At 64.9% G+C, this 24,587-nt stretch carries 18 protein-coding genes and 2 tRNA genes; 8 read left to right on the plus strand and 12 right to left on the minus strand.

Annotated features, from left to right (window positions below):
- The first annotated feature begins 174 nt into the window (after window positions 1–174).
- The 5 genes from clpX (at window position 175) to ACOABP_RS16595 (ending at window position 6,700) form a co-directional block, all read left to right on the plus strand.
- A complete protein-coding gene (clpX, locus tag ACOABP_RS16575) occupies window positions 175–1,452 on the plus strand; it encodes an ATP-dependent Clp protease ATP-binding subunit ClpX (RefSeq protein ID WP_066738113.1) in 1,278 nt (425 codons plus the stop codon).
- 267 nt (window positions 1,453–1,719) lie between these two features.
- Window positions 1,720–4,131, plus strand: coding sequence for an endopeptidase La (gene lon / locus ACOABP_RS16580; protein ID WP_474226229.1), 2,412 nt, complete (start codon window positions 1,720–1,722; stop codon window positions 4,129–4,131).
- Between the two features lie 227 nt (window positions 4,132–4,358).
- Window positions 4,359–4,434: transfer RNA gene (locus tag ACOABP_RS16585), tRNA-Val, on the plus strand.
- 42 nt (window positions 4,435–4,476) lie between these two features.
- Window positions 4,477–4,553 (plus strand) — tRNA-Asp (locus tag ACOABP_RS16590).
- A 200-nt stretch (window positions 4,554–4,753) separates the two neighbouring features.
- Window positions 4,754–6,700, plus strand: a complete 1,947-nt coding sequence (locus tag ACOABP_RS16595) for a SurA N-terminal domain-containing protein (RefSeq protein WP_474226230.1) — start codon at window positions 4,754–4,756, stop codon at window positions 6,698–6,700.
- Window positions 6,701–6,821: 121 nt separating this feature from the next.
- Here ACOABP_RS16595 and ACOABP_RS16600 read toward each other — a convergent pair whose 3' ends face one another.
- A complete protein-coding gene (locus ACOABP_RS16600) occupies window positions 6,822–7,481 on the minus strand; it encodes an arylesterase (protein WP_474227863.1) in 660 nt (219 codons plus the stop codon).
- Window positions 7,482–7,515: 34 nt separating this feature from the next.
- On the opposite strand from ACOABP_RS16600, the gene ACOABP_RS16605 reads away from it, so the two are divergent.
- Window positions 7,516–8,214, plus strand: coding sequence for an ABC transporter ATP-binding protein (locus ACOABP_RS16605; protein ID WP_474226232.1), 699 nt, complete (start codon window positions 7,516–7,518; stop codon window positions 8,212–8,214).
- 87 nt (window positions 8,215–8,301) lie between these two features.
- Here the strand turns inward: ACOABP_RS16605 and pgi are convergent, their stop codons facing one another.
- The 8 genes from pgi to ACOABP_RS16645 all read right to left on the minus strand — a co-directional run bounded on the left by pgi (window position 8,302) and on the right by ACOABP_RS16645 (window position 18,554).
- A complete protein-coding gene (pgi, locus tag ACOABP_RS16610; protein WP_474226233.1) occupies window positions 8,302–9,930 on the minus strand; it encodes a glucose-6-phosphate isomerase in 1,629 nt (542 codons plus the stop codon).
- Between the two features lie 249 nt (window positions 9,931–10,179).
- Window positions 10,180–11,127: a DMT family transporter gene (locus ACOABP_RS16615; RefSeq protein WP_474226235.1), complete on the minus strand. Its 948-nt coding sequence runs from the start codon at window positions 11,125–11,127 to the stop codon at window positions 10,180–10,182.
- The gene (locus tag ACOABP_RS16620; protein ID WP_474226237.1) at window positions 11,124–12,755 is read right to left on the minus strand and encodes an NAD(P)H-hydrate dehydratase; all 1,632 of its coding nucleotides are present in this window, start codon (window positions 12,753–12,755) and stop codon (window positions 11,124–11,126) included. The genes ACOABP_RS16615 and ACOABP_RS16620 overlap by 4 nt, the downstream gene beginning before the upstream one ends.
- A 7-nt stretch (window positions 12,756–12,762) precedes the next feature.
- Window positions 12,763–14,058 carry a D-amino acid dehydrogenase gene (locus ACOABP_RS16625; protein WP_474226239.1) on the minus strand — a complete coding sequence of 432 codons (1,296 nt, stop codon included), beginning with the start codon at window positions 14,056–14,058 and terminating at the stop codon, window positions 12,763–12,765.
- 39 nt (window positions 14,059–14,097) lie between these two features.
- Window positions 14,098–15,408 carry a TRAP transporter large permease gene (locus ACOABP_RS16630; RefSeq protein WP_474226240.1) on the minus strand — a complete coding sequence of 437 codons (1,311 nt, stop codon included), beginning with the start codon at window positions 15,406–15,408 and terminating at the stop codon, window positions 14,098–14,100.
- Complete coding sequence (locus ACOABP_RS16635; RefSeq protein WP_474226241.1) at window positions 15,408–15,959, minus strand: TRAP transporter small permease subunit; 552 nt, start codon at window positions 15,957–15,959, stop codon at window positions 15,408–15,410. The genes ACOABP_RS16630 and ACOABP_RS16635 overlap by 1 nt, the downstream gene beginning before the upstream one ends.
- Window positions 15,960–16,080: 121 nt before the next feature.
- Window positions 16,081–17,052, minus strand: coding sequence for a TRAP transporter substrate-binding protein (locus ACOABP_RS16640; protein WP_474226243.1), 972 nt, complete (start codon window positions 17,050–17,052; stop codon window positions 16,081–16,083).
- Between the two features lie 131 nt (window positions 17,053–17,183).
- The gene (locus ACOABP_RS16645; RefSeq protein ID WP_474226244.1) at window positions 17,184–18,554 is read right to left on the minus strand and encodes an amidase; all 1,371 of its coding nucleotides are present in this window, start codon (window positions 18,552–18,554) and stop codon (window positions 17,184–17,186) included.
- A gap of 206 nt (window positions 18,555–18,760) precedes the next feature.
- Here ACOABP_RS16645 and ACOABP_RS16650 point away from each other — a divergent pair, with 206 nt between their 5' ends.
- On the plus strand, window positions 18,761–19,357 hold the full coding sequence (locus ACOABP_RS16650) for a winged helix DNA-binding protein (RefSeq protein WP_474226246.1): 597 nt from the start codon (window positions 18,761–18,763) through the stop codon (window positions 19,355–19,357).
- 275 nt (window positions 19,358–19,632) lie between these two features.
- Here ACOABP_RS16650 and ACOABP_RS16655 read toward each other — a convergent pair whose 3' ends face one another.
- Complete coding sequence (locus tag ACOABP_RS16655; RefSeq protein ID WP_474227893.1) at window positions 19,633–19,812, minus strand: hypothetical protein; 180 nt, start codon at window positions 19,810–19,812, stop codon at window positions 19,633–19,635.
- Here ACOABP_RS16655 and purL point away from each other — a divergent pair.
- A complete protein-coding gene (gene purL / locus ACOABP_RS16660; protein WP_474227864.1) occupies window positions 19,762–23,736 on the plus strand; it encodes a phosphoribosylformylglycinamidine synthase in 3,975 nt (1,324 codons plus the stop codon). The two genes, ACOABP_RS16655 and purL, sit on opposite strands and share 51 nt — an antisense overlap.
- 67 nt (window positions 23,737–23,803) lie before the next feature.
- Here the strand turns inward: purL and ACOABP_RS16665 are convergent, their stop codons facing one another.
- Entirely contained in the window at window positions 23,804–23,989 is a 186-nt protein-coding gene (locus tag ACOABP_RS16665; protein WP_474226247.1) for a hypothetical protein, read from the minus strand.
- Between the two features lie 204 nt (window positions 23,990–24,193).
- Entirely contained in the window at window positions 24,194–24,532 is a 339-nt protein-coding gene (locus tag ACOABP_RS16670; protein WP_474226248.1) for a hypothetical protein, read from the minus strand.
- Between the last annotated feature and the right edge of the window lie 55 nt (window positions 24,533–24,587).

Consider the following 24,587-nt stretch of genomic DNA (forward strand, 5'->3'; position numbering starts at 1 on the left):
TGCCAAATGACGAAGGCTACACCGGAACGAGGCTGTGCGCCTCGTTTTTGCGTTTTGCCCCACACGCAGGGGATGCCGCCGACTGTGCCAATTGTTTTGGCGTATGATGCGTTTAATGCGTTTCCCGCCGGGACGTTTCTGGCGGGATCCACACTGCTAATGTGACTGATTCCTATGGCGGACAAAAAAGGTTCATCCAGCGAGAAACTTCTCTACTGCTCGTTCTGCGGCAAGAGCCAGCACGAGGTAAAGAAACTCATCGCGGGCCCGTCGGTGTTCATTTGCGACGAATGCATCGACCTGTGCAACGAGATTATCCGTGACGAGGCCGCCGCGACCGACAAGGACGCCGCCGCAGTCACGCGCTCGGATCTGCCCACGCCCCACGAAATCCGCGAAAGCCTTGACCAGTATGTGATTGGTCAGGAGCAGGCCAAGAAGATCCTGGCCGTGGCGGTCTACAACCACTACAAGCGTCTGAAGCACCTCGGCAAGAAGGACGACGTCGAGCTGTCGAAGAGCAACATCCTGCTGATCGGGCCCACGGGCTCGGGCAAGACGCTGCTCGCCCAGACGCTGGCGCGCCTGCTGAACGTGCCGTTCGTGATCGCCGACGCCACTACGCTGACGGAAGCCGGCTACGTGGGCGAGGATGTCGAGAACATCATCCAGAAGCTGCTGCAGAACTGCAACTACGAGGTCGAGAAGGCCCAGCGCGGCATCGTCTATATCGACGAAATCGACAAGATCTCGCGCAAGTCGGACAACCCTTCCATCACGCGCGACGTGTCGGGCGAGGGTGTCCAGCAGGCACTGCTGAAGCTGATCGAAGGCACGATGGCGTCGGTGCCGCCGCAAGGCGGCCGCAAGCATCCGAACCAGGACTTCCTGCAGGTGGACACGACCAACATCCTGTTCATTTGCGGTGGTGCATTCGATGGCCTGGAAAAGGTCATCATGCAGCGTTCGGACAAGACCGGCATCGGTTTTGACGCGCAGGTGCAGAGCAAGGAAGAGCGTGAGGTCAGCGAGGTACTCCCGCAGACCGAGCCGGAGGATCTGATCAAGTTCGGCCTGATTCCGGAACTCATCGGGCGTCTGCCGGTGGTGGCAACGCTGGCGAAGCTCGACGAGGCCGCGCTGATGCAGATCCTGGTCGAGCCCAAGAATGCGCTGGTCAAGCAGTATCAGAAGCTGCTGGCGATGGAAGGTGTCGAGCTGGAGATTCGTCCGGCCGCGCTGACCGCGATTGCGCGCAAGGCCATCCGCCGCAAGACGGGTGCCCGTGGCCTGCGTTCGATCCTCGAACAATCGCTGATGGACGTCATGTACGACCTGCCCAACTACAAGGGCGTGCAGAAGGTGGTGATCGACGAAAGCACGATCACCGGCGATGCGCCGCCGCTGCTGATGTACGAGGAGCAGCAGCCCAAGGTGGCAGGATCGAACTGAGCGAGGTCCAACTGACGCCGAACGTGCCGGACCCACGTGGTCCCAACCATACTGGCGACACTTTCAAGCTGCCGTTCGCTGGAAAGCGAACGGCTTTTTTTCTTCAATTCCACAAACTAACGGGAGCAAACGCGGGTATGCTGTTTCAGAGTGGGTCTCGGGTGCAGTTTGGCGCACGTTTTTTTAGTGCCGGGAATTGATGACGGGTATCTTGCAATCGAATCCCGAGACCCTATTTACGCCTTAAATGACTGACTGGGGAAAATGATGTCCGGAACACAACTCCTCCCGGCTGAGCCGATTCGCCTGCCACTGTTGCCTCTGCGCGACGTGGTGGTGTTTCCGCACATGGTGATCCCACTGTTCGTGGGACGCCCGAAGTCCATCAAGGCGCTCGAGACTGCGATGGAGTCGGGCAAGAGCATCATGCTCGTGGCACAGAAGACGGCCGCTAAAGACGAACCGACAGCCGAAGACCTCTACGAGGTTGGCTGCATCGCCAATATCCTGCAAATGCTGAAGCTGCCCGACGGCACCGTAAAGGTGCTGGTGGAGGGTACGCAACGTGCAAACATTACCGAGGTGAGCGAGGACGATTCGCACTTCATGTGCGAAGCCGTGCCCGTGCCCCCGGCAACCGCTGAGTCGGCCGAGACCGAGGCCCTGCGCCGCGCGATCGTTTCGCAGTTCGACCAGTACGTAAAGCTCAACAAGAAGATCCCGCCGGAGATCCTGACGTCGTTGTCGGGTATCGACGAGGCCGGCCGCCTGGCCGACACCATTGCCGCGCATCTGCCGATCAAGCTCGAGCAGAAGCAGAAGATTCTGGAAATGGTGAAGGTGGCCGAGCGCCTGGAGAGCCTGCTGTCGCAGCTCGAGGGCGAGATCGACATCCTGCAGGTGGAAAAGCGCATCCGTGGCCGCGTCAAGCGCCAGATGGAGAAGTCCCAGCGCGAGTACTACCTGAACGAGCAGGTCAAGGCCATCCAGAAGGAACTGGGCGAGGGCGAGGAAGGAGCCGACCTTGAAGAGCTGGACAAGCGCATCAAGGCCGCGCGCATGCCCAAGGAGGCCAAGAAGAAGGCCGACGCCGAGTTCAAGAAGCTCAAGCTGATGTCGCCGATGTCGGCAGAGGCGACTGTCGTGCGTAACTACATCGACACGCTGGTCAACCTGCCGTGGCGCAAGAAGAGCAAGGTCAACAACGACCTGGCGAACGCCGAACGCGTGCTGGACGAAGACCACTACGGTCTGGAGAAGGTCAAGGAACGCATCCTTGAGTATCTTGCCGTTCAACAGCGCGTGGACAAGGTGAAGGCGCCGATCCTGTGCCTGGTCGGCCCCCCCGGCGTCGGCAAGACGTCGCTGGGCCAGTCGGTGGCACGCGCCACGAATCGCAAGTTCGTGCGCATGGCACTGGGTGGCGTGCGTGACGAGGCCGAGATTCGCGGTCACCGCCGTACCTACATCGGGTCGATGCCGGGCAAGATCCTGCAGAGCCTGTCGAAGGTTGGCGTACGCAATCCGCTCTTCCTGCTCGACGAGATCGACAAGATGGGCATGGACTTCCGTGGCGACCCGTCGTCGGCCCTGCTCGAAGTGCTGGACCCGGAGCAGAATCACACGTTCCAGGACCACTACATCGAAGTGGACTTCGACCTGTCGGATGTGATGTTCGTGGCGACGTCGAACTCGCTGAACATTCCGCCGCCGCTGCTGGACCGGATGGAAGTGATCCGCCTCTCGGGTTACACCGAGGACGAGAAGGTGAACATCGCCACGCGCTACCTGCTGCCGAAACAGATCCGCAACAATGGTCTGAAGCAGGGCGAGATCGAGGTCACCGAAGCGGCCATCCGCGACATCATTCGCTACTACACGCGTGAAGCGGGCGTACGTTCGCTGGAACGCGAGGTGTCGAAGATCGCCCGCAAGGTGGTCAAGCTGCTGCTGCTGAAGAAAGAGTCGAACGCGGTGAAGGTGGATTCCGAGAACCTCGACAAATTCCTCGGCGTGCGCAAGTACGACTTCGGCCTGGCAAACAAGGAAAACCAGGTGGGCCAGGTGACCGGTCTGGCGTGGACGGAAGTGGGTGGCGATCTGCTGACCATCGAAGCCGCGATCATGCCGGGCAAGGGCAACATCTCGCGTACCGGTTCGCTGGGCGACGTGATGAAGGAGTCGGTCGAGGCAGCGCGGTCGGTGGTGCGTTCGCGGGCGCGTCGTCTGGGCATTACGGATGAGATGTTCGAGAAGCGCGACATTCACATCCACGTGCCCGAAGGCGCCACGCCCAAGGATGGCCCGTCGGCAGGTATCGCGATGACCACGGTGCTGGTGTCGGTGCTGACGGGGATCCCCGTGCGTGCCGATGTGGCAATGACAGGCGAGATCACGCTGCGTGGCGAAGTGTTGCCGATCGGTGGCCTCAAGGAAAAGCTGCTGGCTGCCCACCGTGGCGGTATCAAGCTGGCGCTGATCCCCGAGGAAAACGTGAAGGACCTGGCGGACATCCCCGACAACGTCAAGAACGCCATCGAGATCGTGCCGGTGCGCTGGATCGACAAGGTGCTGGAGCTGGCACTCGAGCGCAAGCCCGAGGCTCTGCCTGACGAAGAGGCCAAGCCTGCCGAAGTGGCAGACAAGGGCGAATCCAAGGTCGAGCGCATTCATCACTGATCGACGCCATCGCTGAAACGCCAAAAGGCCGCGGGCTCACCCCCGTGGCCTTTTTGTTTGCGTGCGCGGCGTGATTCAAAAGAATCGTGCAATCAACGCTTGGCAAATCGAAAAGTCTCGTATTACAATCGCGGCCTCGCAACGCAAACAGCGGCAAGCAAGCAGTAACCGCCGAATCGTGCGCAGCGAGAATTACCTTGCAGGCAACTGGCTTGCGTGGTCCATGTGGGTGCTTAGCTCAGCTGGTAGAGCGGCGCCCTTACAAGGCGTAGGTCGGGGGTTCGAACCCCTCAGCACCCACCACACTGGATCGCAACGCACAGGATTGCAGGGGCACCGACACAAGGAGTGGTAGTTCAGTCGGTTAGAATACCGGCCTGTCACGCCGGGGGTCGCGGGTTCGAGTCCCGTCCACTCCGCCAAATAAAAATGCCCGCGCCAGCGGGTTTTTTTATTTCTATCGTCCGAATGATCTGCGTAGCGGACGTGCCCGTTCGACAGCGCGAATTCCTGACGCAAACTCACGCCACGCCACATATTCCGCAGGTCTGGCGTCCCGCTCCTGATAGAATCGCAAAGTTTGACTGTCGGCCCAAGGCCTCAACCCTTTCACCCGAAAAGCATGCTTGATTTCGTACGCAACAACCGGCGCCTGATGCTTTTGCTGCTGCTGGTGCTTGTCTTCCCGTCGTTCGTGTTCTTCGGTGTCGAGAGCTACTCGCGCTTCATGGACAGCTCGCACGACGCCGCCAAGGTCGATGGCCGTACCATCACCGTGCAGGAAGTCGACAACGTGGTGCGTGACCAGACCGAGCGCATGCGCCAGATGCTTGGCAGCAACTACGACCCGCGCATGTTCGAGAGCGCCGCAGCGCGCCAGTCCGTGCTGGACCAGCTGATCCTGCAGCGCGTAGTGGCCGATGCCACGGCCAAGAAGAACCTGACCGTTTCCAACGAGCAACTGCGCCAGGCCATCGAAGCCATCCCGGCAATCGCCCAGTTGCGTGGTCCGGACGGTAAGTTCGACGAGAAGGCCTATATCCAGCTGCTGGCCCAGCAGGGCATGACGCCCGAGCAGCTTGATGCGCGTATGCGCTTCGAACTGGCCACGCAGCAACTGGGTGGCGCTGTGGGCACCACCGCCTTCGTGCCGAAGTCGCTGCTCGATCGCCTGATCGCCATCCGCGACCAGCAGCGCGATGTGCAGGCGCTGGTCATCAAGCCGGCCGATTTCACGGCGAAGGTTACGCCCGATGCGGCGGCGCTGAAGGCCTACTACGAGGCCCACCAGTCGGCGTACACCACGCCCGAGCAGGCCAAGGTGGAGTATGTGGTGCTGTCGGGCGATGCCATGGCGGCCAGCCAGGCCGTGACGCCGGAAGAGCTCAAGTCCTACTACGACAGCAACGCCCAGCGCTTCCGCACGGAAGAGCAGCGTCGTGCCAGCCATATCCTGATTACCGTCCCGAAGGACGCCAAGGACGCCGATCGCAAGGCTGCCAAGGACAAGGCCGAGAAGCTGCTCGAAGACGTGCGCAAGCATCCGGATACTTTCGCCGACGTGGCGAAGAAGAACTCGCAGGATCCGGGTTCCGCCGAGAAGGGCGGCGACCTCGGGTTCATGGGTCGCGGCGCGCTGGTCAAGCCGTTCGAAGACGCCATGTACGCGCTCAAGGACGGCCAGATCAGCGATCTCGTGGAAACCGACTATGGCTACCACATCATCAAGCTGACCGGCATCAAGCCCGCTGCGACTCAGCCGCTGGATGAAGTGCGTCCGGAACTGGAAGCCGAACTGAAGAAGCAACTGGCTGCCAAGAAGTATGCGGAGCAGGCCGACGCCTTCGGCAATACGGTCTATGAGCAGTCCGACAGCCTGAAGCCGGCTGCCGACAAGTTCAAGCTGACGATCCAGACGGCTGACAACGTCACGCGCCAGCCGAACCCGTCCCTGGGCAAGGATAATCCGCTGAATAACGAGAAGGTGCTGAAGGCCTTGTTCAGCGACGACGCGATCAAGAACAAGCGCAATACCGAGGCCATCCAGGTTGGCCCCACGACGCTGGTGGCAGCGCGTATCGTCGACTACCGCCCGTCGACCGCGCGCAAGTTCGAGGACGTGGAAGCCCAGGTGCGCCAGGCATATGTCGCGCAGCAGGCTGCCGAGCTGGCCCGCAAGGATGGCGAGGCCAGGCTGGAAGCACTGAAGAAGGCCGACAGCGCCAGCGGGTTCGGCTCGACGATGATGGTGTCGCGCGCCAAGGCCGACAACCTGTCGCCGAAGGCCGTCGACGCAATCATGCGCGCCGATGCCACCAAGCTGCCGTCGGTGGTGGGTGTGGACCTGGGTGCGGACGGCTACGCGATCTATCGCATCAGCAAGGTCAGCACGCCGACCGAAGCGAATGCCGGACAGCGCCAGGCTGATGCCCAGCAACTGAGCCAGCTGGCTGGCCAGACCGAACTGGCGGCCTATTATGAAACGCTGAAGGCCCAGGCAAAGGTCAAGATCCTGCACCCGGCGAAGCCGGAGGATCTGGCCCCGGCCAGCGAAGCCGCAGCGCACTGACGCTGCGTCGTAACGCCAGACGGCAAGAAGCCCCTGCAGGTGCATACCGCAGGGGCTTTTTCTTTTCCTTCGCGTCCTGTCCGCTTGTGTCCCTGAGTCGGGGCAGCGGCGGCGGTCATGGTCAGCGGCGTCGGGCGGGGGCCTTGAGCAACGGTTTCAGCGCCGGCCAGACAGTGTCGAGCAGCGTTGCCTGGGCAGCCGAAGTGGGATGGATCCGGTCGTCCTGGAACCATTCGGGCCGTGTCACGACCTTGTCCAGCAGGAACGGCACCAGTTGCGTGCGGTATTCCCCTGCGAGTTTCGGGAACAACGCGAAGAACCGTTCGGTGTAGTCCGCGCCGTAGTTCGGGGGGATGCGCATGCCGACCAGCACTACCTGTGCGCCGGCCTTCTGCGCGTCGCCTATGATGCTGCGCAGGTTGGCCTCGGTCGAAGGTAATGACAGGCCACGCAGCGCGTCGTTGGCGCCCAGTTCCACGATGACGATGGCTGGCTTGTGCCGCTTGAGCAGGTCCGGAAGCCGGGTCTTGCCGCCGACGGTGGTTTCGCCGCTGATGCTGGCATTCACGACGCTATAATCGAACCGCTCGTGGCGCAGGCGTTCCTGAAGCAGGCTCGCCCAGCCTGTCCCGCGTGCAATGCCATATTCGGCCGACAGGCTGTCTCCGAGCACCAGCAGCGCAGGTCCGGCCGACGTAGTGGCCGCGCTCTGCGCCATGGCGGGCGGCAACAGTAGTGAACCGAACAGGGCGACCGCTGTCGCACCACAAGCTGCCAGCATCCGCCGGCGACCAACGTTTGCAATCCTCTCGCGCATGTCCTCTTCCATTCTTGCTGTCGAGTCACTCGGAAAGACCGTAGCCGACACGACGGGTTCGCTGACGATTCTGCACGACGTCACGTTTTCCGTCACGGCCGGCGAAACGCTGGCGATCGTCGGGGCGTCGGGGTCGGGCAAATCCACGCTGCTGGGCCTGCTGGCTGGGCTCGACTTGCCCAGCACCGGCGCCGTCAGCCTGCACGGGCAGGATATCTTCCAGCTCGATGAAGACCAGCGCGCCGCGCTGCGCGGGCGCCATGTTGGCTTTGTGTTCCAGTCGTTCCAGCTGGTGGGGCACTTGACCGCGCTGGAGAACGTGATGCTGCCGCTGGAGCTGCGTGGCGAAACCGTGCGTGTACGCGAGCGTGCCACGGAAATGCTTGAGCGTGTGGGCCTGGGCAAGCGTCTGACGCACTATCCGCGCACCCTGTCGGGGGGCGAGCAGCAGCGTGTGGCACTGGCCCGCGCATTCGTGGCGCGGCCGGACATCCTGTTTGCCGACGAGCCGACCGGCAGCCTGGACACCGCCACCGGCGAAGCGGTGATCGCGCTGATGTTCGAACTCAATCGCGACGCCGGCTCCACGCTGGTGCTGGTGACCCACGACCGCTCGGTCGCTGCGCGTTGTGGCCGCATTCTGACCATCGATGCCGGACGCGTGGCGAGCGACGAGCTGATGGGTACCGAAATCTAGCCGGCGGCCGGCAGATCAAGACCGCAACGGCGGAATTGGCTGCACAGGCCGCAAAGACTGTGACGGCGGCAAATCCTGCCGCCTGCCTCAGCCGCGCCCCAGCACACCGCGAGCACGTGCGATCAGCGCTGCCGTCGACGCATCATGCGTGGACGTGCCCTGGCCCGTGAGTTCCTGTTCGATGGGTCGCGCCAGGATCTTGCCAAGTTCCACGCCCCACTGGTCGAACGAATTGATGTTCCACACCACGCCCTGCACGAAGGTGCGGTGCTCATAGAGCGCGATCAGCGCGCCCAGCACGTGCGGGGTCAGATCCTCCATCAGCAGCGTATTGCTGGGACGGTTGCCCTCGAACACCATATGCGGGATGCGCGCCTCGTCGGTGACCCCGGCGGCGCGCAGTTCATCGGCGCCACGGCCCCGCATCAGCGCCTCGGCCTGGGCGAAGCAGTTCGCCAGCAACTTGGCGTGATGGCCGGGCAGGTCGCGGGGCGGCACCAGGGGTGCCACGAAATCCACGGGTACGATCTGCGATCCCTGATGGATCATCTGGAAATAGGCGTGTTGCCCGTTGGTGCCCGCCGTGCCCCAGACCACCGGCGAGGTTTCCACGTGCGCCGGGTCGCCGTTCAGTTGCACCGACTTGCCGTTGCTCTCCATCTCCAGTTGCTGCAGGAAGGCCGGAAACAGTTCGAGCGACGTCGAATAGGGCGCCATGCAACTGGTCGGCATGCCAAAGAAATTTCGATACCAGATACCGAGCATGCCCATTACCACTGGCATGTTGCGCGCCAGGGGCGCCGTGCGGAAGTGATCGTCCATGGCCCGGCCGCCCAGCAACAGGTCTTCAAACGCGTCGAAGCCTACGGCCAATGCAATCGACAGGCCAACCGACGACCAGAGCGAGAAGCGGCCGCCGATCCAGTCCCAGAATTCGAACATGTTGGCCGGGTCGATACCGAACTTGACCACGGCTTCTCGGTTGGTCGACACGGCAACGAAATGGCGCGCCAACTGGTTCTCGGCCACGCCGTGGCGCAGGAACCAGTCGCGCATGCTGCACGCGTTGGCCATGGTTTCCAGCGTCGTGAACGTCTTCGAGCACACGATGACGAGCGTGCGCGCCGGGTCCAGCCGCACTAGCGTTTCGGCCAGTTCGGTGCCGTCGACATTGGACACGAAATGCATGCGGGGCCCTTGAGGGTCCGCCAGGTGAGCCAGGGACCGGCACACCATGCGCGGGCCCAGGTCCGATCCGCCGATGCCGATGTTGACAATGTCGGTGATGGTCTGGCCGTTGAAGCCGGTCCAGTTGCCGGTGCGCACGCGTGCGGCGAAATCGCGCATGCGGCGCAGTACGTCGTTGATGCCGGGCATGACCGATGACCCATCCACCTTGAACGGGGCGTCGGGCATGGCGCGCAACGCCACGTGCAGGGCGGCGCGGTCTTCGGTCGTATTGATATGCTCGCCCGCGAACATGGCGTCGCGGCGCTGGGCCACGCCAGCTTCCTCGGCCAGCTTCATGAGCAGGGCAAAGGTCTCGAACGTGATGCGGTTCTTCGAAAAGTCGAGGTACAGGCCGGCGGCTTCCAGCGAGAAGTCCTCGACGCGGCGGGCGGCTTCGGCCTCGGCAAACCACTGCTGCATCGGCGTATGGCGGATGGCATCGTAGTGGTGGCGCAGGGCGGTCCAGGCGTGGAGTTCAGTCGGCATGGGGTGTTCTGAAATTCTCGGGGCATGGCCCGCCGTGACGGGCCTGAGCGCAAGTATATCGCTCCGATGTGATGTCAAAAGCCGAAAGTAGCAGCAAAACGTAACGGCACTTGCGGCATCGGCAAAACCTTAACAGCCGATCCGCCCGCCCCGTATCGGGCGTTGTCCGACGTGGGGCCGGCATTGTGCGCGGGGGTGCCCTGTGGTTGTGCGCTGCCGGCCATGCGCCGGTCTGTGCGCCAGCGCGCGTTAGCGGCGCAGTCGTGCGGCCACCCGGCGCAGCAGGGGTTCGCCGCCTGCCACGCACAGGCCACCCGCGCAGATCACGGCGATGCCCAGTGCGGTGGTCCAGTCCGGCAAGTGGCCGAACGCGAAATACCCGACTACGGTGGCAGAGAAGATCTGCAGGTACAGGAATGGGCTCAGGAACGATGCATCGGCGTACTGGAACGCGCGAATCACAAAGTAGTGTCCGACCGACCCGGTCAGCCCGGCCGACAGCAGCAGTGCCGCCTGCGCAAGCGTTGGCACGGACTCGAACCAGAAGAACGGCACCAGCAGCGTGGTCAGCGCGGCACCGGTCACGCCGCTCTGGATCAGCGTTGTCATGGGCGCGTCATGTGCGGCAATGCGGCGCGTCAGCATCTGCAGCAGCGCAAACAGCAGTGCCGACAGCAGGCCCAGCCCCACGCCCAGCGCGTCGAGTTCGCCGCCGGGTCGGACCACGACCAGCATGCCGGCAAAGCCGATGCCGACCCCGATCCAGCGCGTCCAGCGCGCATGCAGGCCGGGGCGCTCGCCCAGCAGCCAGGGCGACAGCGCCACGACGATCAGCGGTGCACAGAAATTCAGCGCGGTGGCCGTCGCCAGTGGCATCAGCTTGAGCACGCTGAAGAACACCAGTGTCGAGGCCAGCATCAGCGCTCCGCGCAGCCATTGCAGGCGCGGCACGGTCGGGCGCGACTGGCGTTGCCAGCGCGTCGGGCCAATCAGCAGGAAGATCGCCACCACATGGCCCAGATACCGGACCCAGGCCACGGCCACCACGGGCAGGCCCTGTTGGGTCAGTGTCTTGCCCGTGGCGTCGAGCAGGCTCAGGATCCACTGGCCGATGACCAGCAGGGCGATGCCGGTCAGCAGACGGCGCCGCGCGCCATCGCCATTTTCGCCGCCAGTCAGTGTTGCCGCCTGTGTCATGCCGCGCCGCCTTGCAGCAACGCGTTGAAGATAGCCCGTGCGGGCAGGTAGAGTTCGCTCGCGGTCAAGCCCGCGGGCCCCGTGCCAGCGTCCACCAGCCGATCGGCGGCGCGTCCGTGAATCCACACCCCGGCACGCGCCGCAGCCAGCATCGGCATGCCTTGTGCCAGTAGGGCGCCGATCATTCCGGCCAGGACATCGCCGGTGCCGGCCGTGGAGAGTCCGGCATTGCCGGTGGGATTGATGGTGGCCGGCGCATTCTCGGCCGAGGCGATCACCGTGCCCGATCCCTTCAGCACGACGGTGGCCTGCCAGCGCGTAGCCAGTGCGTGGGCTGCGGCCAGGCGGTCGCGCTGCACATCGGCCACGTTGCTGCCAAGCAGGCGCGCGGCTTCCAGCGGATGCGGGGTCATCACGTAATCCAGGCCACTGTCGATCAGCAACTGATTGAGCGTTTTGTCCGCGGCCAGCAGGTTCAGGGCATCGGCATCGAGCACCAGCGGCAGCGGGGGCTCGGCGTTGGCGCAGAAGTCGATCAGCTGGGCCAGTTGCTTGCGTGCCGCCGTGCCGCTGCCCATGCCGGGCCCGGCCACGAATGCCGACATGGCATCGAGCGACAGTTCCGCCACCGGATGCAGCATCAGTTCCGGGTGGACCGGATCGATGGCCGGTGCCGGCTGGGCCAGAAAGCCCACATGCACACGACCCGCCCCGAGATGCAGTGCGGCACGGGCGCCGAGCAGCGGGGCGCCGGTCATGCCATGGTTGCCGCCGATCACGGCCAGGCTGCCGAAGCGGCCCTTGTTGGCCGAATGCTCGCGGCGCGGCAGGGCATGCAGGAATGCGCCAGGCTGGTTGACGACGGCTACCGGCCGCTCCGCGGGAGGATAGTCCAGGCCCAGCGGGGCAATGTCGATGGCGCCCGCGCAGTCGCGGCCGTCCAGTGTCAGCAGCCCCGGCTTGGCGCCCAGGAACGTCAGCGTGCGGCGTGCCCGGACGGCCGGCTGGCCCGCGCCCGTATCGGCAAACAGGCCGCTCGGGATATCGAGCGCGTAGACGGGCAGATGCGATCCGTTGAGATGCGCGATCCAGCGCGCCACGTCGCCATCGGCGGCACGGTTCAGGCCGATGCCAAGCAGGCCGTCGACGACCGCGACGCAGCCCGTGGGCCAGGGCGGCAGGGCTGCATCGGGGTCCGGATGCATTGCCAGCAGCGGCACGCCGGCGCTGCGGGCCTCGAACCAGGCCCGCGCGGCATCGGCCGGCAACTGGTCTGCTTCGGCGATCAGCCACGCTTCCACCAGGCGTCCCGCCTGGTGCAGGCGCGTGGCGGCCACCAGGGCATCGCCGCCATTGTTGCCACGGCCGGCCAGGAACAGGACGCGGCCATTGGGTACATGCTGGTGGATCCAGTCAGCGGCGGCGGCACCGGCACGCGACATCAGCGTGAAGGGCGGCGTGGCATCCAGGCCTGCCTGTTCCACGCGGCGGATCGCGGCCACGTCATAGAGCGGGGTTGGATCGTGGCCAGCGGCATCGAGCGTGATCCAGGCGGCTGCGGCGCTGGTCTCCGCCGGGCCGGGTGGCGGGTTGGCAGGCGATGTAGAAGAGTGGACGTCGGTATTCATGTCGTGCTCACGCGGGCGCCAGCCGGTAGCGCGCCGGGGTCAGCCCTTCCATGTCGATGGCGGGTCCCGTGCCCTGGCCGGCGCTGGCGGCAATCTGGTCTGCGGCAATTTTGCCCGATCCGCAGCACATCGCCCAGCCCGTGGAGCCGTGTCCCAGGTTCAGGAACAGCCCCGGCACACGCGTGGCGCCGATCAGCGGCGGTCCATCGGGCAGCATCGGGCGGGCACCAGCCCATAGCGTGGCTTCCTGATAGTGGCCGGCTACGGGAAACCAGTCGCGCGCCACCTTGATCAGCGTGTTCAGCGCGGCGGGGCGCAGATCCAGCCGCCGCGAGCCCAGTTCGGCGGTGCCCGCCACGCGCAGCCGGTTGCCCATGCGTGTGATGGCAACCTTGAACGATTCGTCCATCAGCGCACCGAGCGGCGCCTGCAGTTCATCGCGCACCATGACGGTGGCCGAATAGCCCTTGACCGGATAGATCGGCACGCGCAGCCCAAGCGGGCGCAGCAGGCCGACGCTGCCCACGCCGGCAGCCACCAGCACGCGATCGGCACGCAGGATCTCGGGCGTGGCGCCGCGTTGGGCAGGGGCCAGTTCAACGGACAGCGTGCCGGCGGGGTCGGCGCGCAGCCGCGCCACGTTCGTCTGAAAGCGGAACTGCACACCTGCGGCGTCGGCGTGTTGGTGCAACCGGCGCACGAACATGGGGCAGTTGCCCGATTCGTCCTCGGGCAGGTGCAGGCCGCCCGCCAGCGGGGTGTCGTCGGTGAGGCCCGGTTCGATCTGTCGGCAGCCCGCCGCATCCACGAGCCGGTGCGGCACGTTGTTCTCGCGCAGCAGCGCCAGGGCCGGCGCGGCCAGCTCAAGGTCCTTCTGGGTGCGGAACAGCTGGAGATACCCGCGCGACTGCTCGTAGTCGATCTCAAGCGTGTCGCGCAGCTGGTGCAGGCATTGACGGCTGTAAAACGCCACGCGCTGCATGCGCAGCTTGTTGATGCGATAGCGCTCGCCATCGCATTCGCGCAGCCATCGGCCAATCCAGCGCCACATCGCCGGGTCGATGCCGGGCCGGAACAGCACCGGCGATTCGCGCTGGAACAGCGCGCGCAGCACCTTGCCCGGCATGCCGGGCGCTGCCCACGGGGTGACGTAGCCCGGCGCGATCACGCCGGCGTTGCCGAAGCTGGCCTCCTGCGCGGGCGCGCTGCGCCGGTCCAGCACGGTAACGTTGAAACCGGCCTGGCGCAGATACCAGGCCGAACAGACGCCGATGGCGCCGGCGCCGATGACGATAACGTGCATCCGGGCGGGTTTCCTGTGGATGACTGCGGGTTTGCGGGCCTACTTGAGCTCCTTCGCCATCACCACGTCGGGCAGCCAGGTGACCACGGTCGGCCAGACCGTGATGATGCCGATGGCAACGACCATCATCATGAAGAACGGCAGTGACACACGCGCAATATAGTTGCTGTCCTTGCCTGTCATGCTCTGGAGCACGAAGAGGTTGAAGCCCACCGGCGGGGTCACCTCGGCGATTTCCACCAGAAGCACGATGAAGATGCCAAACCATACCAGATCGAACCCGGCCGCCTGCACCATGGGCAGCACCGTGGCCGTGGTCAGCGCGATCATCGAAATGCCGTCGAGCGCCGTGCCCAGCAGGATGTAGATCACGGTCAGCACCGCGATCAGCGCCCACGGCGACAGGTGCAGCGCGGCCACCCACTCGGCCAGCGCGCGCGGAATGCCCGTGAAGCTCATGGTGACCGACAGGAACGATGTGGCGCCCAGCACGAACATGATCATCGCGGTCAGCCGGGTGGCCGACATCAGGCTTTCCCAGAACGCCTTGCGCGTCAGCGATCCGCCGGCCCAGGCCAGGCCCAGCGACGCCACCACGCCATAGGCGGCCGCCTCGGTGGCGGTGGAATAGCCGGCCATCATGATCCAGGTAATGAACGCGATCAGGATGATGCAGGGCATCAGCTGCCGGATCGATGCCAGGCGCGCGCCCCAGCCGAAGGTTTCGGCCGGCGGGGTCCGGCTCGGGTTCATCAGCGCCCAGACCACGATATAGCCCGAGAACAGCAGCATCAGCAGCAGCCCCGGCAGGAACCCGGCCAGGAACACGCGGATGATCGACACGTCGGCCGACACCGCGTACACCACCATCGTGATCGATGGCGGGATCAGGATACCCAGCGTGCCCGCGCACGACAGCGACCCCAGCGTGACGCGCTCGTCGTAGCCGCGCCGGGTCAGTTCGGGCAGGGCGGACTTGGCAATCGTGGCGCAGGTGGCCGCCGACGATCCCGAGACCGATCCGAAGATGCCGCAGCCCAGGATGTTGACGTGCATGAGGCGTCCCGGCAGCCAGTTCAGCCACGGCGACAGGCCGTTGAACATCTGCTCGGAAAGCTTGGTGCGGAACAGGATTTCGCCCATCCACACGAACAGTGGCAGCGACGCCAGCGTATATGACGCGCTGGACGACCACCAGGCGTTCGCCAGGTTTACCAGTGCGTCGTGGTCGGAGAAGATCACCAGGCCCACCCACGACGTGACGGCGATGGCGACCGGAATCCAGGCGCCGATCGCCAGGAAGACGATCATCACCAGCAGCAGGACCAGTGCAACGAGTACGGTGCTCATCAGACGGTCTCCCCGAAATCGCCGGCGGCCAGCTTGGCCTCCTGCGCCAGCTGGTAGCGCGGCTTCTGCCGGCGCACCACACGCAGCCATTCGTCGGCCACGGCCAGCAGGAATCCGATGGCGCCGAGCACGGCAAAGCTCTGCGGAATCCAGAGCGGAATCACGATCTGGCCTTGCGAGACATCGTTGATGTCCCAGCTTTGCCAGGCAAATGTGCCGAGCGCCCATGCGGCATAGCCGGCGAACACCAGGCAAATCGTTAGCGACACCGCTTCCAGCGGCCAGCGGCGCCGGGGGCCGACTGCATCGAGCAGCATTTCCACGCGCACGATGCCGCCGTGCTGGAAGGTCTGACCGAGGATCAGAAAGGCAGACGCCGCGCACAGCCAGGCGACGATGTCGTCGCCGCCCTTGAGCACGAACAGGGTCTCGCGCGAGATCGACATCGCGATCATGACGATGCAGACCGCCAGGATGCAGAGCGCGCCGAGCGCGGCGAACGCGTCAAGCAGATGGTCGAGCCATCGCTTCTTGATGAGGGGGGCTTCCATGGAGATGACAGGCTACCGGTAGTACTGCAGACAGCATGGAACAAGCCCGGCGCCATGCCCTGGGGCATGCACGCCGTGCCGGTGGAGCAAAACGCGAGGCGGTTCTGATGCCTTGCTTGCCTTATTTGCGATAGGCGTCGAGGATGGCCTTGCCGTCGTCGCCGGCGCTCCTGGCCCATTCGCCCACCATGATCTCGCCCACTTTCTGCATGTCACCCTTGAGCTGGGGCGACGGCGGGGCCACGGTCATGCCGTTCTTCGACAACGTGCCCAGGTATTCCCTGGTCTTCTGTTCCGATACCTGCCAACCGCGCTTCTCGGCATCGGCCACGGCCTTGAGCAGGGCGTCCTGGGTGGGCTTGTCCAGCGCGTTGAAGGCCTTCTTGCTGACCACCAGCATGTTCTTGGGCAGCCAGGCGTCGACGGTGTAGAAATACTTCACCGATTCCCAGACCTTGGTGTCGACACCGGTGGCGCCTGACGACATGAACGAGTTGACGGTGCCCGTCGCCAGGGCCTGGGCCAGATCGGCGGCCTGGATCGTCACCGGCTGGGCACTGACCAGTTCGGCGATCTTCGATGTGGCCGGGTTGTAGGCGCGCCATTTCAGGCCCTTCATGTCGGCGGCGTTGTTGATCGGCTTGTTCGCGTAGATGCCCTGCGGGGGCCAGGCCACCGCATACAGCAGCTTCATGCCCTGGCGGTCGAGCACCTTGTCGGTGACCGGCTTCGAAGCCTGCCAGAGCCGGTACGAATCGGCGTAGCTGGTTGCCAGGAACGGCACGGCGTCGACGCCGAACACGGGGTTTTCGTTCGCCAGCAGCGACATCAGGATTTCGCCCATCTGCACCTGCCCGGTCTGCACGCCACGCTTGATCTCGTTGGCCTTGAGCAGCGAGCCGTTCGGGTGGATCACGATCTTGAGCTTGCCGCCGGTGGCTTTTTCCACATCGTTGGCCATCTGCTGCAGGTTTTCGGTGTGCAGGTTGGTGGCCGGATATCCGGTTGGCAGGTCCCACTTGGTATCCGCCCGTGCCGCCGTGGCGGCCAGCAGCAGTGCTGCCGCCGCGACTGCCATTGCCTTGACTCGCATCTCGATCTCTCCTGGTGTTGCGCGCGGGGGCCTGCCCGACTGCGCGGGTTTGGAACTACCTGGAACTGCCGCCGCGCCGTTCTCAATGTCTGAGACATGGCGCGGTACTGCGGTCACGGCGCGGGCCTGGCTCAGCCTGCGAGCTGTGACGGTCGAACGATCGATTCCAATGCAAGGGCCGTGCCCAGCAGCTGCGCGTCGCGCATCGGACCGTGCGACAGCATCAGCCCCACCGGCATTTCGTCCGGCGCCTGGCACGGCAGCGACACCGAGCAGCCGTCAAGGAAGTTGAAGGCCGACGTATTGCGCAGCAGCAGGGCGTTGGTGCGGAAGAACAGGGCGTCATCGGCCACCAGCGGGGCGATTGCCGGGGCCACCATCGGCACGGTCGGGCAGGCCACGGCATCGAACGGCGCCAGGCGCGCTTCCATGCGGGCGATCCAGTCCAGCCGGGCACGGTGCAGCGCGATGTAGTCGGCCGCGCTCATCGCCGCACCACGCTCGATGCGGCTCAGCACGCGCGGGTCGTAGCGGTCGCGATGGGTGGTCAGCAAGGCGCGATGATGGGAGAAGGCCTCGGGCGCCGAGAAGCCACCTGCGGCGTTCAGGCTGGCGAGTTCCGACAGTTCCGGCATATCCAGGTGTTCCACGCGCACCCCGGCCGCCGAGAGCCGGCCAATGGCGCGGTCGAAAGCGCGCGCCACCACTTCGTCCATGTCATCGAGTACCAGCTGGCGCGGGATGGCGATCCGAAGCGCCGTGGGGGCGGCGATGACCGGAATGACCGGTGCGTCGGCGATGACACTGTCCACGGCAATGCAGTCGGACAGCGTGCGCGCCATGGCGCAGGCCGTGTCGAGCGTGTAGGAAAGGGGAAAGGCGCCGGTCAGCGGCACGCGGCGCGCCGTGGGCTTGTAGCCAGTGATGCCGCACAGCGCGGCCGGAATCCGGATCGATCCGCCCGTGTCGCTGCCCAGCGCCGCTACCGCCGTGCCCAGCGCGACGGAAACCGCGGCGCCCGACGACGACCCGCCCGGAATACGTGGTGTGGTGCCATCGCAAGGATTGACCGGCGTGCCGAAATGGGGATTGATGCCGACGCCCGAAAACGCGAACTCGGTCATGTTGGTGCGGCCAACCACCGCGGCCCCGGCCGCGCGCAGCCTGGCCACGACGGCGGCGTCGGCAGCGGCTGGCGCCGCATCTTCACGGGCCGCCGACGCGGCGCGTGTGACCTGGCCGGCCATGTCGTACAGGTCCTTGACCGATACGGGCAGGCCTGCCAGCGGATGCAGCGGCTTGCCGGCCTGCGCCGCGGCGTCGGCGGCACGCGCCACCTGGCTGGCGGCATCGAAAGTGGTGTGGAGGTAGACGGCCTCGCCAGCGGGGCTGGCCGCGCGGGCGGCCGCTTCGGCGATCAGGTCGGCGCGGGACGTCTGGCCGGCACGCAGGCTGGCGTGGAGGGATTCAAGCGATTCGAGCGGGTCGGAATGAGGCAGCATGCGGCAACGTGACGATGAAAGGCTTCGCGGAACCAGACCCCATTCACGCATTGCCTCTGTGAATTAAGGTATTCATGCTGAGAATTCGCCGATAAACTGTCAAGCCGAAATTGCCCGAACCCGCTTCGGGCTTTCACCTATCGCCACCGTGGCCACCTTGGCCATCACCCCGCCGCGCCGCGCCGACCTTACTGGGAGACCCATCCATGGCACGCAAGCCCGCCCCGGAACGCCACGCCGATGCCGCCGGGGGCGCTGACCCGGACGCAGCCGCGCGGACCGCGCCGCTGGCCCGTGCCGCTGGCGTCAATATCGTGTCGTCGGCGCACCTGGTGTCGGTGCGCAGCCCTGAGTTGTCCGAGTTCGAGTTTGGCCTGAACACGGCCTACAACGCCTATAGCCGGTGGGTGGTGCGCTGCATGGGCGCCGCGGGGGTGCGCGACCTGACCTTCCTCGATGTGCTGGTGCTGCACCATGTGAACCACCGGGGGCGGGCCAAGCGCCTGGCCGACATCTGCTTCGTGCTCAATGTCGAAGACACCCACCTGGTCACCTATGCGCTGAAGAAGCTTGTCGGACTGGGGCTGGTGGCCGGCGAGCGGGTGGGCAAGGAGGCAACCTACGCCACCACGCAGGCAGGCACCGAGGCCTGCGCCAGGTATCGCGAAATCCGCGAGCAGTGCCTGACCAGCAATTTCACGGAAGGCAGTGACGAAAATGTGGAGATCGGCGAACTGGCCCGGTTGCTGCGGGTGCTGACGGGCCTCTACGAGCAGGCTGCACGCTCGGCAACCTCGCTCTGACGCCACTTTTGGGCGGATTCCGGATCATCATCCGGAGCATGCCGGGCGATGTCTGGCCCGTCAGGCGGGTCGGAGGTCGGGCGAGTTGGGGGAGATCGGGGCAAGTTGACCGCGGATTCGGGCAGGAATCAAGGCGCCGGATGCGCCACCAGGCGGGACGATTCGCCGCCCGGCGTCCGATTTTCCGGGTGCTGTCCGCCGGCGCCGCATTGCGCAATGCAAAAAGCGGCCGCCAACAAGGTACAATAGCGGTTTCCCGCCAGCCGGCATTCCATTCAGCAGTGCCAGCCGCCGTTTAGCCTCACCTTCCTCGCCTCCTGACCGTACCGATCATGGCGCATTTCTCGTGCTTCCCCGGCGCTTTGGCGCTTTCCGCTTTCCGTCAGCAACGCCTGCTTGCCGCTCTGCAACAAGTCGACGCCGATATTGAATCCGTGCATGGCCAGTTCGTGCATTTCGTCGACTCGGACACGCCGCTGTCCGCCGAGGACCAGACGCGCATCGGCGCGATGCTGACCTATGGCGCACCGTTCACGGCCCAGCCCGAGGGCGACCGCTTCGTGGTGATTCCGCGTTTCGGCACCATTTCGCCATGGGCCAGCAAGGCCACCGATATCGCCCATAACTGCGGCCTGACCCACGTGCATCGCGTAGAGCGTGGCATCGAGATCACCGTGGTCTGCAAGAAGGGGCTGCTGCGCGGCCGCAAGACGCTGGACGCCGGCACTCGTGCCGCCGTGGCCGCGCACCTGTTCGACCGCATGACCGAGACCGTGATCGCCTCGCGCGAGGAAGCGGCCGGCCTGTTCCAGGAACTGCCGGCCAAGCCGCTGCAGTTCATCGACATTTCGGCAGGCCGCAGCGCCCTGGTGGATGCCAACACGGCCATGGGCCTGGCGCTGTCGGACGACGAAATCGACTATCTGCTGGAAAACTACGGCAAGCTCGGCCGCAATCCGACCGATGTCGAGCTGATGATGTTCGCCCAGGCCAACAGCGAACATTGCCGTCACAAGATCTTCAACGCCACCTGGACCATCGATGGCGTGGCGCAGGACAAGTCGCTGTTCGCGATGATCCGCAACACGCACCAGCTGAACCCGCAGGGCTCGATCGTCGCCTATTCGGACAACTCGGCCGTGATGGAGGGCGATGTGGCCGAGCGCTGGTTCCCGCGTGGCGCGGACCAGAAGTATGGCCGCCACGAGGCGCTGACCCATACGCTGATGAAGGTCGAAACGCACAACCACCCGACCGCGATCTCGCCGTTCCCGGGTGCCTCGACCGGCGCCGGCGGTGAAATCCGCGACGAAGGCGCTACGGGCCGTGGTGCCAAGCCCAAGGCAGGCCTGACCGGCTTCACGGTGTCGAACCTGATGCTGCCGGATGCCATCGAAGGCTGGGAGAATGCCCGCGACGCCGCCCAGCCGGTGGCGCATCGCAACCCCGACGACAAGCCCGGCGTGACCGGCAAGCCCGACCGCATCGCGTCGCCGCTGCAGATCATGATCGATGGCCCGCTTGGTGGCGCCGCGTTCAACAACGAATTCGGACGCGCCAACCTGGGCGGTTACTTCCGCGTCTACGAGCAGAACGTGGGCGGCACGGTGCGTGGCTACCACAAGCCGATCATGATTGCCGGCGGCATCGGCAATATCGACGCCGGCCACACGCACAAGAACCCGCTGCCGGCCGGCACGCTGCTGATCCAGCTGGGCGGCCCGGGCATGCGCATCGGCATGGGCGGCGGTGCCGCCAGCTCGATGGCTACCGGCACCAATACGGCCGACCTCGACTTCGACTCGGTGCAGCGTGGCAACCCCGAAATGGAGCGCCGTGCCCAGGAAGTGATCAATGCCTGCTGGCAGCTGGGCGAGGACAACCCGATCCTGTCGATCCATGACGTCGGCGCGGGCGGCATCTCGAATGCGTTCCCGGAACTGGTTGACGGTGCCGACCGTGGTGCGCGCTTCGAACTGCGCCAGGTGCACCTGGAAGAATCGGGCCTGTCGCCCGCGGAAATCTGGTGCAACGAGTCGCAGGAACGCTATGTTCTGGCAATCGCCCCGAACGACCTGCCGCGCTTCCAGGCCATGTGCGAACGCGAGCGCTCGCCGTTTGCCGTGGTGGGTATCGCCACCGAGGAAAAGCAGCTGCAGCTGGTGGACGCCGATGTGGACGCCGCGCTGAAGGAGCACTTCACGGTCGACATGCCGATGGACGTGCTGCTGGGCAAGCCGCCGCGCATGCACCGCGATGTACAGCGCGTGGAGCGCGAGCTGCCGCCGGTGGACGTGACCGGCATCTCGCTGGAGCAGGCCGTGGGCGACGTGCTGCGTCACCCGACCGTGGCCAGCAAGTCGTTCCTGATCACCATCGGTGACCGTACGGTGGGCGGCATGAATGCACGTGACCAGATGGTTGGTCCGTGGCAGGTGCCGGTGGCGGACGTTGCCGTGACCACGCTCGACTACAAGGGTCGTGCGGGCGAGGCAATGACGATGGGCGAGCGCACGCCGCTGGCCGTGATCGACGCCCCGGCCTCTGGCCGCATGGCCATTGGCGAGGCGCTGACCAACCTGGCGGCCGCCCCGGTCAAGGACCTGAACAAGGTCAAGCTGTCGGCCAACTGGATGGCCGCCTGCGGCGTGGCCGGCGAAGATGCCAAGCTGTACGACACCGTGCATGCCGTCGGCATGGAGCTGTGCCCGGCACTGGGCATCAGCATCCCGGTGGGCAAGGATTCGCTGTCGATGCGCACAAAGTGGTCGGATGCCGATGGCGACAAGGAAGTGGTCGCCCCGGTCTCGCTGATCATCTCGGCGTTTGCCGCGGTGGATGACACCAACAAGACGCTGACCCCGCAACTGCGTACCGACCTTGGCGACTCCACGCTGATCGCCATCGATCTCGGCCGTGCGAAGAACCGGATGGGCGGCAGCATCCTGGCGCAGGTGACGCAGCAGGTGGGCGATTGCGCACCAGACGTGGACAGCCCGGAAGACCTGAAGAACTTCTTCAACGTGATCCAGCGCCTGAACCGCGAAGGCAAGCTGCTGGCCTATCACGACCGTTCCGACGGTGGCTTTATGGCGACCGTGGCGGAAATGGCGTTCGCGGGCCATACCGGCGTGTCGCTCAACGTCGACATGCTGACGCTGGACCCGAATCAGGAGCAGGATTACGGCGACGCCAAGAACTGGGCGCAGCAGGTTGCCGAACGTCGCAACGACCAGACGCTGCGCGCACTGTTCTCGGAAGAGCTGGGCGCCGTGATCCAGGTGCGTGCGGAGGAGCGCGACGCCGTATTCGCGGTGCTGCGCGAGGCTGGCCTGTCGGCGTGCAGCCACGTGATCGGCAAGCCGAACACGAACGACCAGATCGAAATCTATCGCGACGCAAAGAAGGTCTTCGGTGCTGCCCGCGCCGACCTGCAGCGCACCTGGACCGAGGTAAGCTGGCGCATCGCGCGCCTGCGCGACAACCCGGCCTGCGCCGATAGCGAATACGACAGCGTGCTGGACGCCGCCGATCCTGGCATCAGCCCCGTGCTGACCTTCGATCCGGCGCAGGACATCGCCGCGCCGTTCATTGCCACGGGCAATCGTCCGCGTGTGGCGATCCTGCGCGAGCAGGGCGTCAATTCGCAGATCGAAATGGCCTACAGCATGGACATGGCCGGGTTCGATACGGTCGACGTGCATATGAGCGACCTGATCGCCGGCCGCGCCAACCTGGCTGATTTCAAGGGTTTCGTTGCTTGCGGCGGCTTCAGCTATGGCGACGTGCTCGGCGCTGGCGAGGGCTGGGCAAAGACGATCCTGTTCAACGGTCAGATGGCCGAGCAGTTCGCGGCGTTTTTCAATCGCCAGGATACGTTCGCGCTCGGCGTGTGTAACGGTTGCCAGATGCTGAGCAACCTGGCCCCGATCATCCCGGGTGCCGGCGCATGGCCGAAGTTCACGCGCAACCAGTCGGAACAGTACGAGGCACGCTTCGTCACCGTGGAAGTTCAGCAGTCGCCGTCGATCTTCTTTGCCGGCATGGAAGGCAGCCGCATCCCCATCGCCGTGGCGCACGGCGAAGGCTTTGCCGATTTCTCGCAACAGGGTGATATCGCGAAGGTGGACGTGGCGCTGCGCTTCGTCGACAACCGCGGTGCCGTGACGCAGAACTATCCGCTGAACCCGAACGGCTCGCCGCAGGGCATCACCTCGGTGACGACGGTCGATGGCCGCTTTACCGCGCTGATGCCGCACCCGGAGCGCGTGTTCCGTGCCGCAACCATGAGCTGGGCACCTGACGCCTGGAAGGACATCGCCGACGGCGGCAGCCCGTGGATGCGCATGTTCCGCAATGCGCGCAAGTGGGTCGGTTGATCGAGCCCGCTGCTTCGAACGAAACGCCCGCGCAAGCGGGCGTTTTTGTTTGCGTAATGGTGCGGGGTCATCGTCTGACCATATAGAGCCATACGAAAAAGAAGATGAAGGTGAATGCCGCGTAGGCAATGATGCCCCACTCGGCGCGCCTCATGACCTTGATCTGAAACTCGTCATCTTCGAAAAACGGGCCAGAACCTTGCTCATGTCTTTCCCCTGGAGGGTAAAGCGAGAGCCTTGTCAGGATCGCCACGTTGAAAACAATCCAGCCGAGCAGTTCGGATGCGCTCGCCTTACCGCTCCCTGAAGCGATTGGACAAGGCTGCGCGTGAGGGCAACGCAGCCTTTACGTTCACAACGCAGCGATCCTAAGCTTCGAGGCAGGGTGCGCCAAGAGGGGTTTTGTGAACTTGTGTGTCCAAAAACCGGGCGCTTGTGTCAGGTCATGAGAAACGTCTCAGACTGCAACAGGGGTGGGGAGATCAGAGGGATTTTCGCCAGTTTGCGGAGCCTGGGTGCGCAGCCGGTCGCTCCACGGCAGGTAGCGGGAATAGAGCAGGCGCATGCGGTCTGCGCCAGGCGGCACGGGAATCTCGCCACGTACCTCCATGAAAGCGATGGTCGCCTGAAGCAGCTTGGACTGGGCGTACCTGTCACGAGCGGGAAGGTGTGGATGCAGTTCACGCCAGCGGCCGCCGGTGCATTCGATATGGGGCATTCCCAAAGCGCAGTAGACCACTCCGCTGGAATAGAGATGCCACATGTACCAGTAGCCGCTCGTCACGCCCATTGCCATATGCCTTCGATCCTCGCGCTCGATACCTTGCCCGGACGGGTGTCCGGCCTCGTCG

Source organism: Cupriavidus sp. HE11 (assembly GCF_056097175.1).

Excerpts from the sequence above, each read along its gene's own strand:
- clpX (WP_066738113.1), top strand. The coding sequence starts at position 175 with ATGGCGGACAAAAAAGGTTCATCCAGCGAGAAACTTCTCTACTGCTCG.
- lon (WP_474226229.1), top strand. The coding sequence starts at position 1,720 with ATGTCCGGAACACAACTCCTCCCGGCTGAGCCGATTCGCCTGCCACTG.
- ACOABP_RS16595 (WP_474226230.1), top strand. The coding sequence starts at position 4,754 with ATGCTTGATTTCGTACGCAACAACCGGCGCCTGATGCTTTTGCTGCTG.
- ACOABP_RS16600 (WP_474227863.1), bottom strand. The coding sequence starts at position 7,481 with ATGCTGGCAGCTTGTGGTGCGACAGCGGTCGCCCTGTTCGGTTCACTA.
- ACOABP_RS16605 (WP_474226232.1), top strand. The coding sequence starts at position 7,516 with ATGTCCTCTTCCATTCTTGCTGTCGAGTCACTCGGAAAGACCGTAGCC.
- pgi (WP_474226233.1), bottom strand. The coding sequence starts at position 9,930 with ATGCCGACTGAACTCCACGCCTGGACCGCCCTGCGCCACCACTACGAT.
- ACOABP_RS16615 (WP_474226235.1), bottom strand. The coding sequence starts at position 11,127 with ATGACACAGGCGGCAACACTGACTGGCGGCGAAAATGGCGATGGCGCG.
- ACOABP_RS16620 (WP_474226237.1), bottom strand. The coding sequence starts at position 12,755 with ATGAATACCGACGTCCACTCTTCTACATCGCCTGCCAACCCGCCACCC.
- ACOABP_RS16625 (WP_474226239.1), bottom strand. The coding sequence starts at position 14,058 with ATGCACGTTATCGTCATCGGCGCCGGCGCCATCGGCGTCTGTTCGGCC.
- ACOABP_RS16630 (WP_474226240.1), bottom strand. The coding sequence starts at position 15,408 with ATGAGCACCGTACTCGTTGCACTGGTCCTGCTGCTGGTGATGATCGTC.
- ACOABP_RS16635 (WP_474226241.1), bottom strand. The coding sequence starts at position 15,959 with ATGGAAGCCCCCCTCATCAAGAAGCGATGGCTCGACCATCTGCTTGAC.
- ACOABP_RS16640 (WP_474226243.1), bottom strand. The coding sequence starts at position 17,052 with ATGCGAGTCAAGGCAATGGCAGTCGCGGCGGCAGCACTGCTGCTGGCC.
- ACOABP_RS16645 (WP_474226244.1), bottom strand. The coding sequence starts at position 18,554 with ATGCTGCCTCATTCCGACCCGCTCGAATCGCTTGAATCCCTCCACGCC.
- ACOABP_RS16650 (WP_474226246.1), top strand. The coding sequence starts at position 18,761 with ATGGCACGCAAGCCCGCCCCGGAACGCCACGCCGATGCCGCCGGGGGC.
- ACOABP_RS16655 (WP_474227893.1), bottom strand. The coding sequence starts at position 19,812 with ATGCACGAACTGGCCATGCACGGATTCAATATCGGCGTCGACTTGTTG.
- ACOABP_RS16670 (WP_474226248.1), bottom strand. The coding sequence starts at position 24,532 with ATGGCAATGGGCGTGACGAGCGGCTACTGGTACATGTGGCATCTCTAT.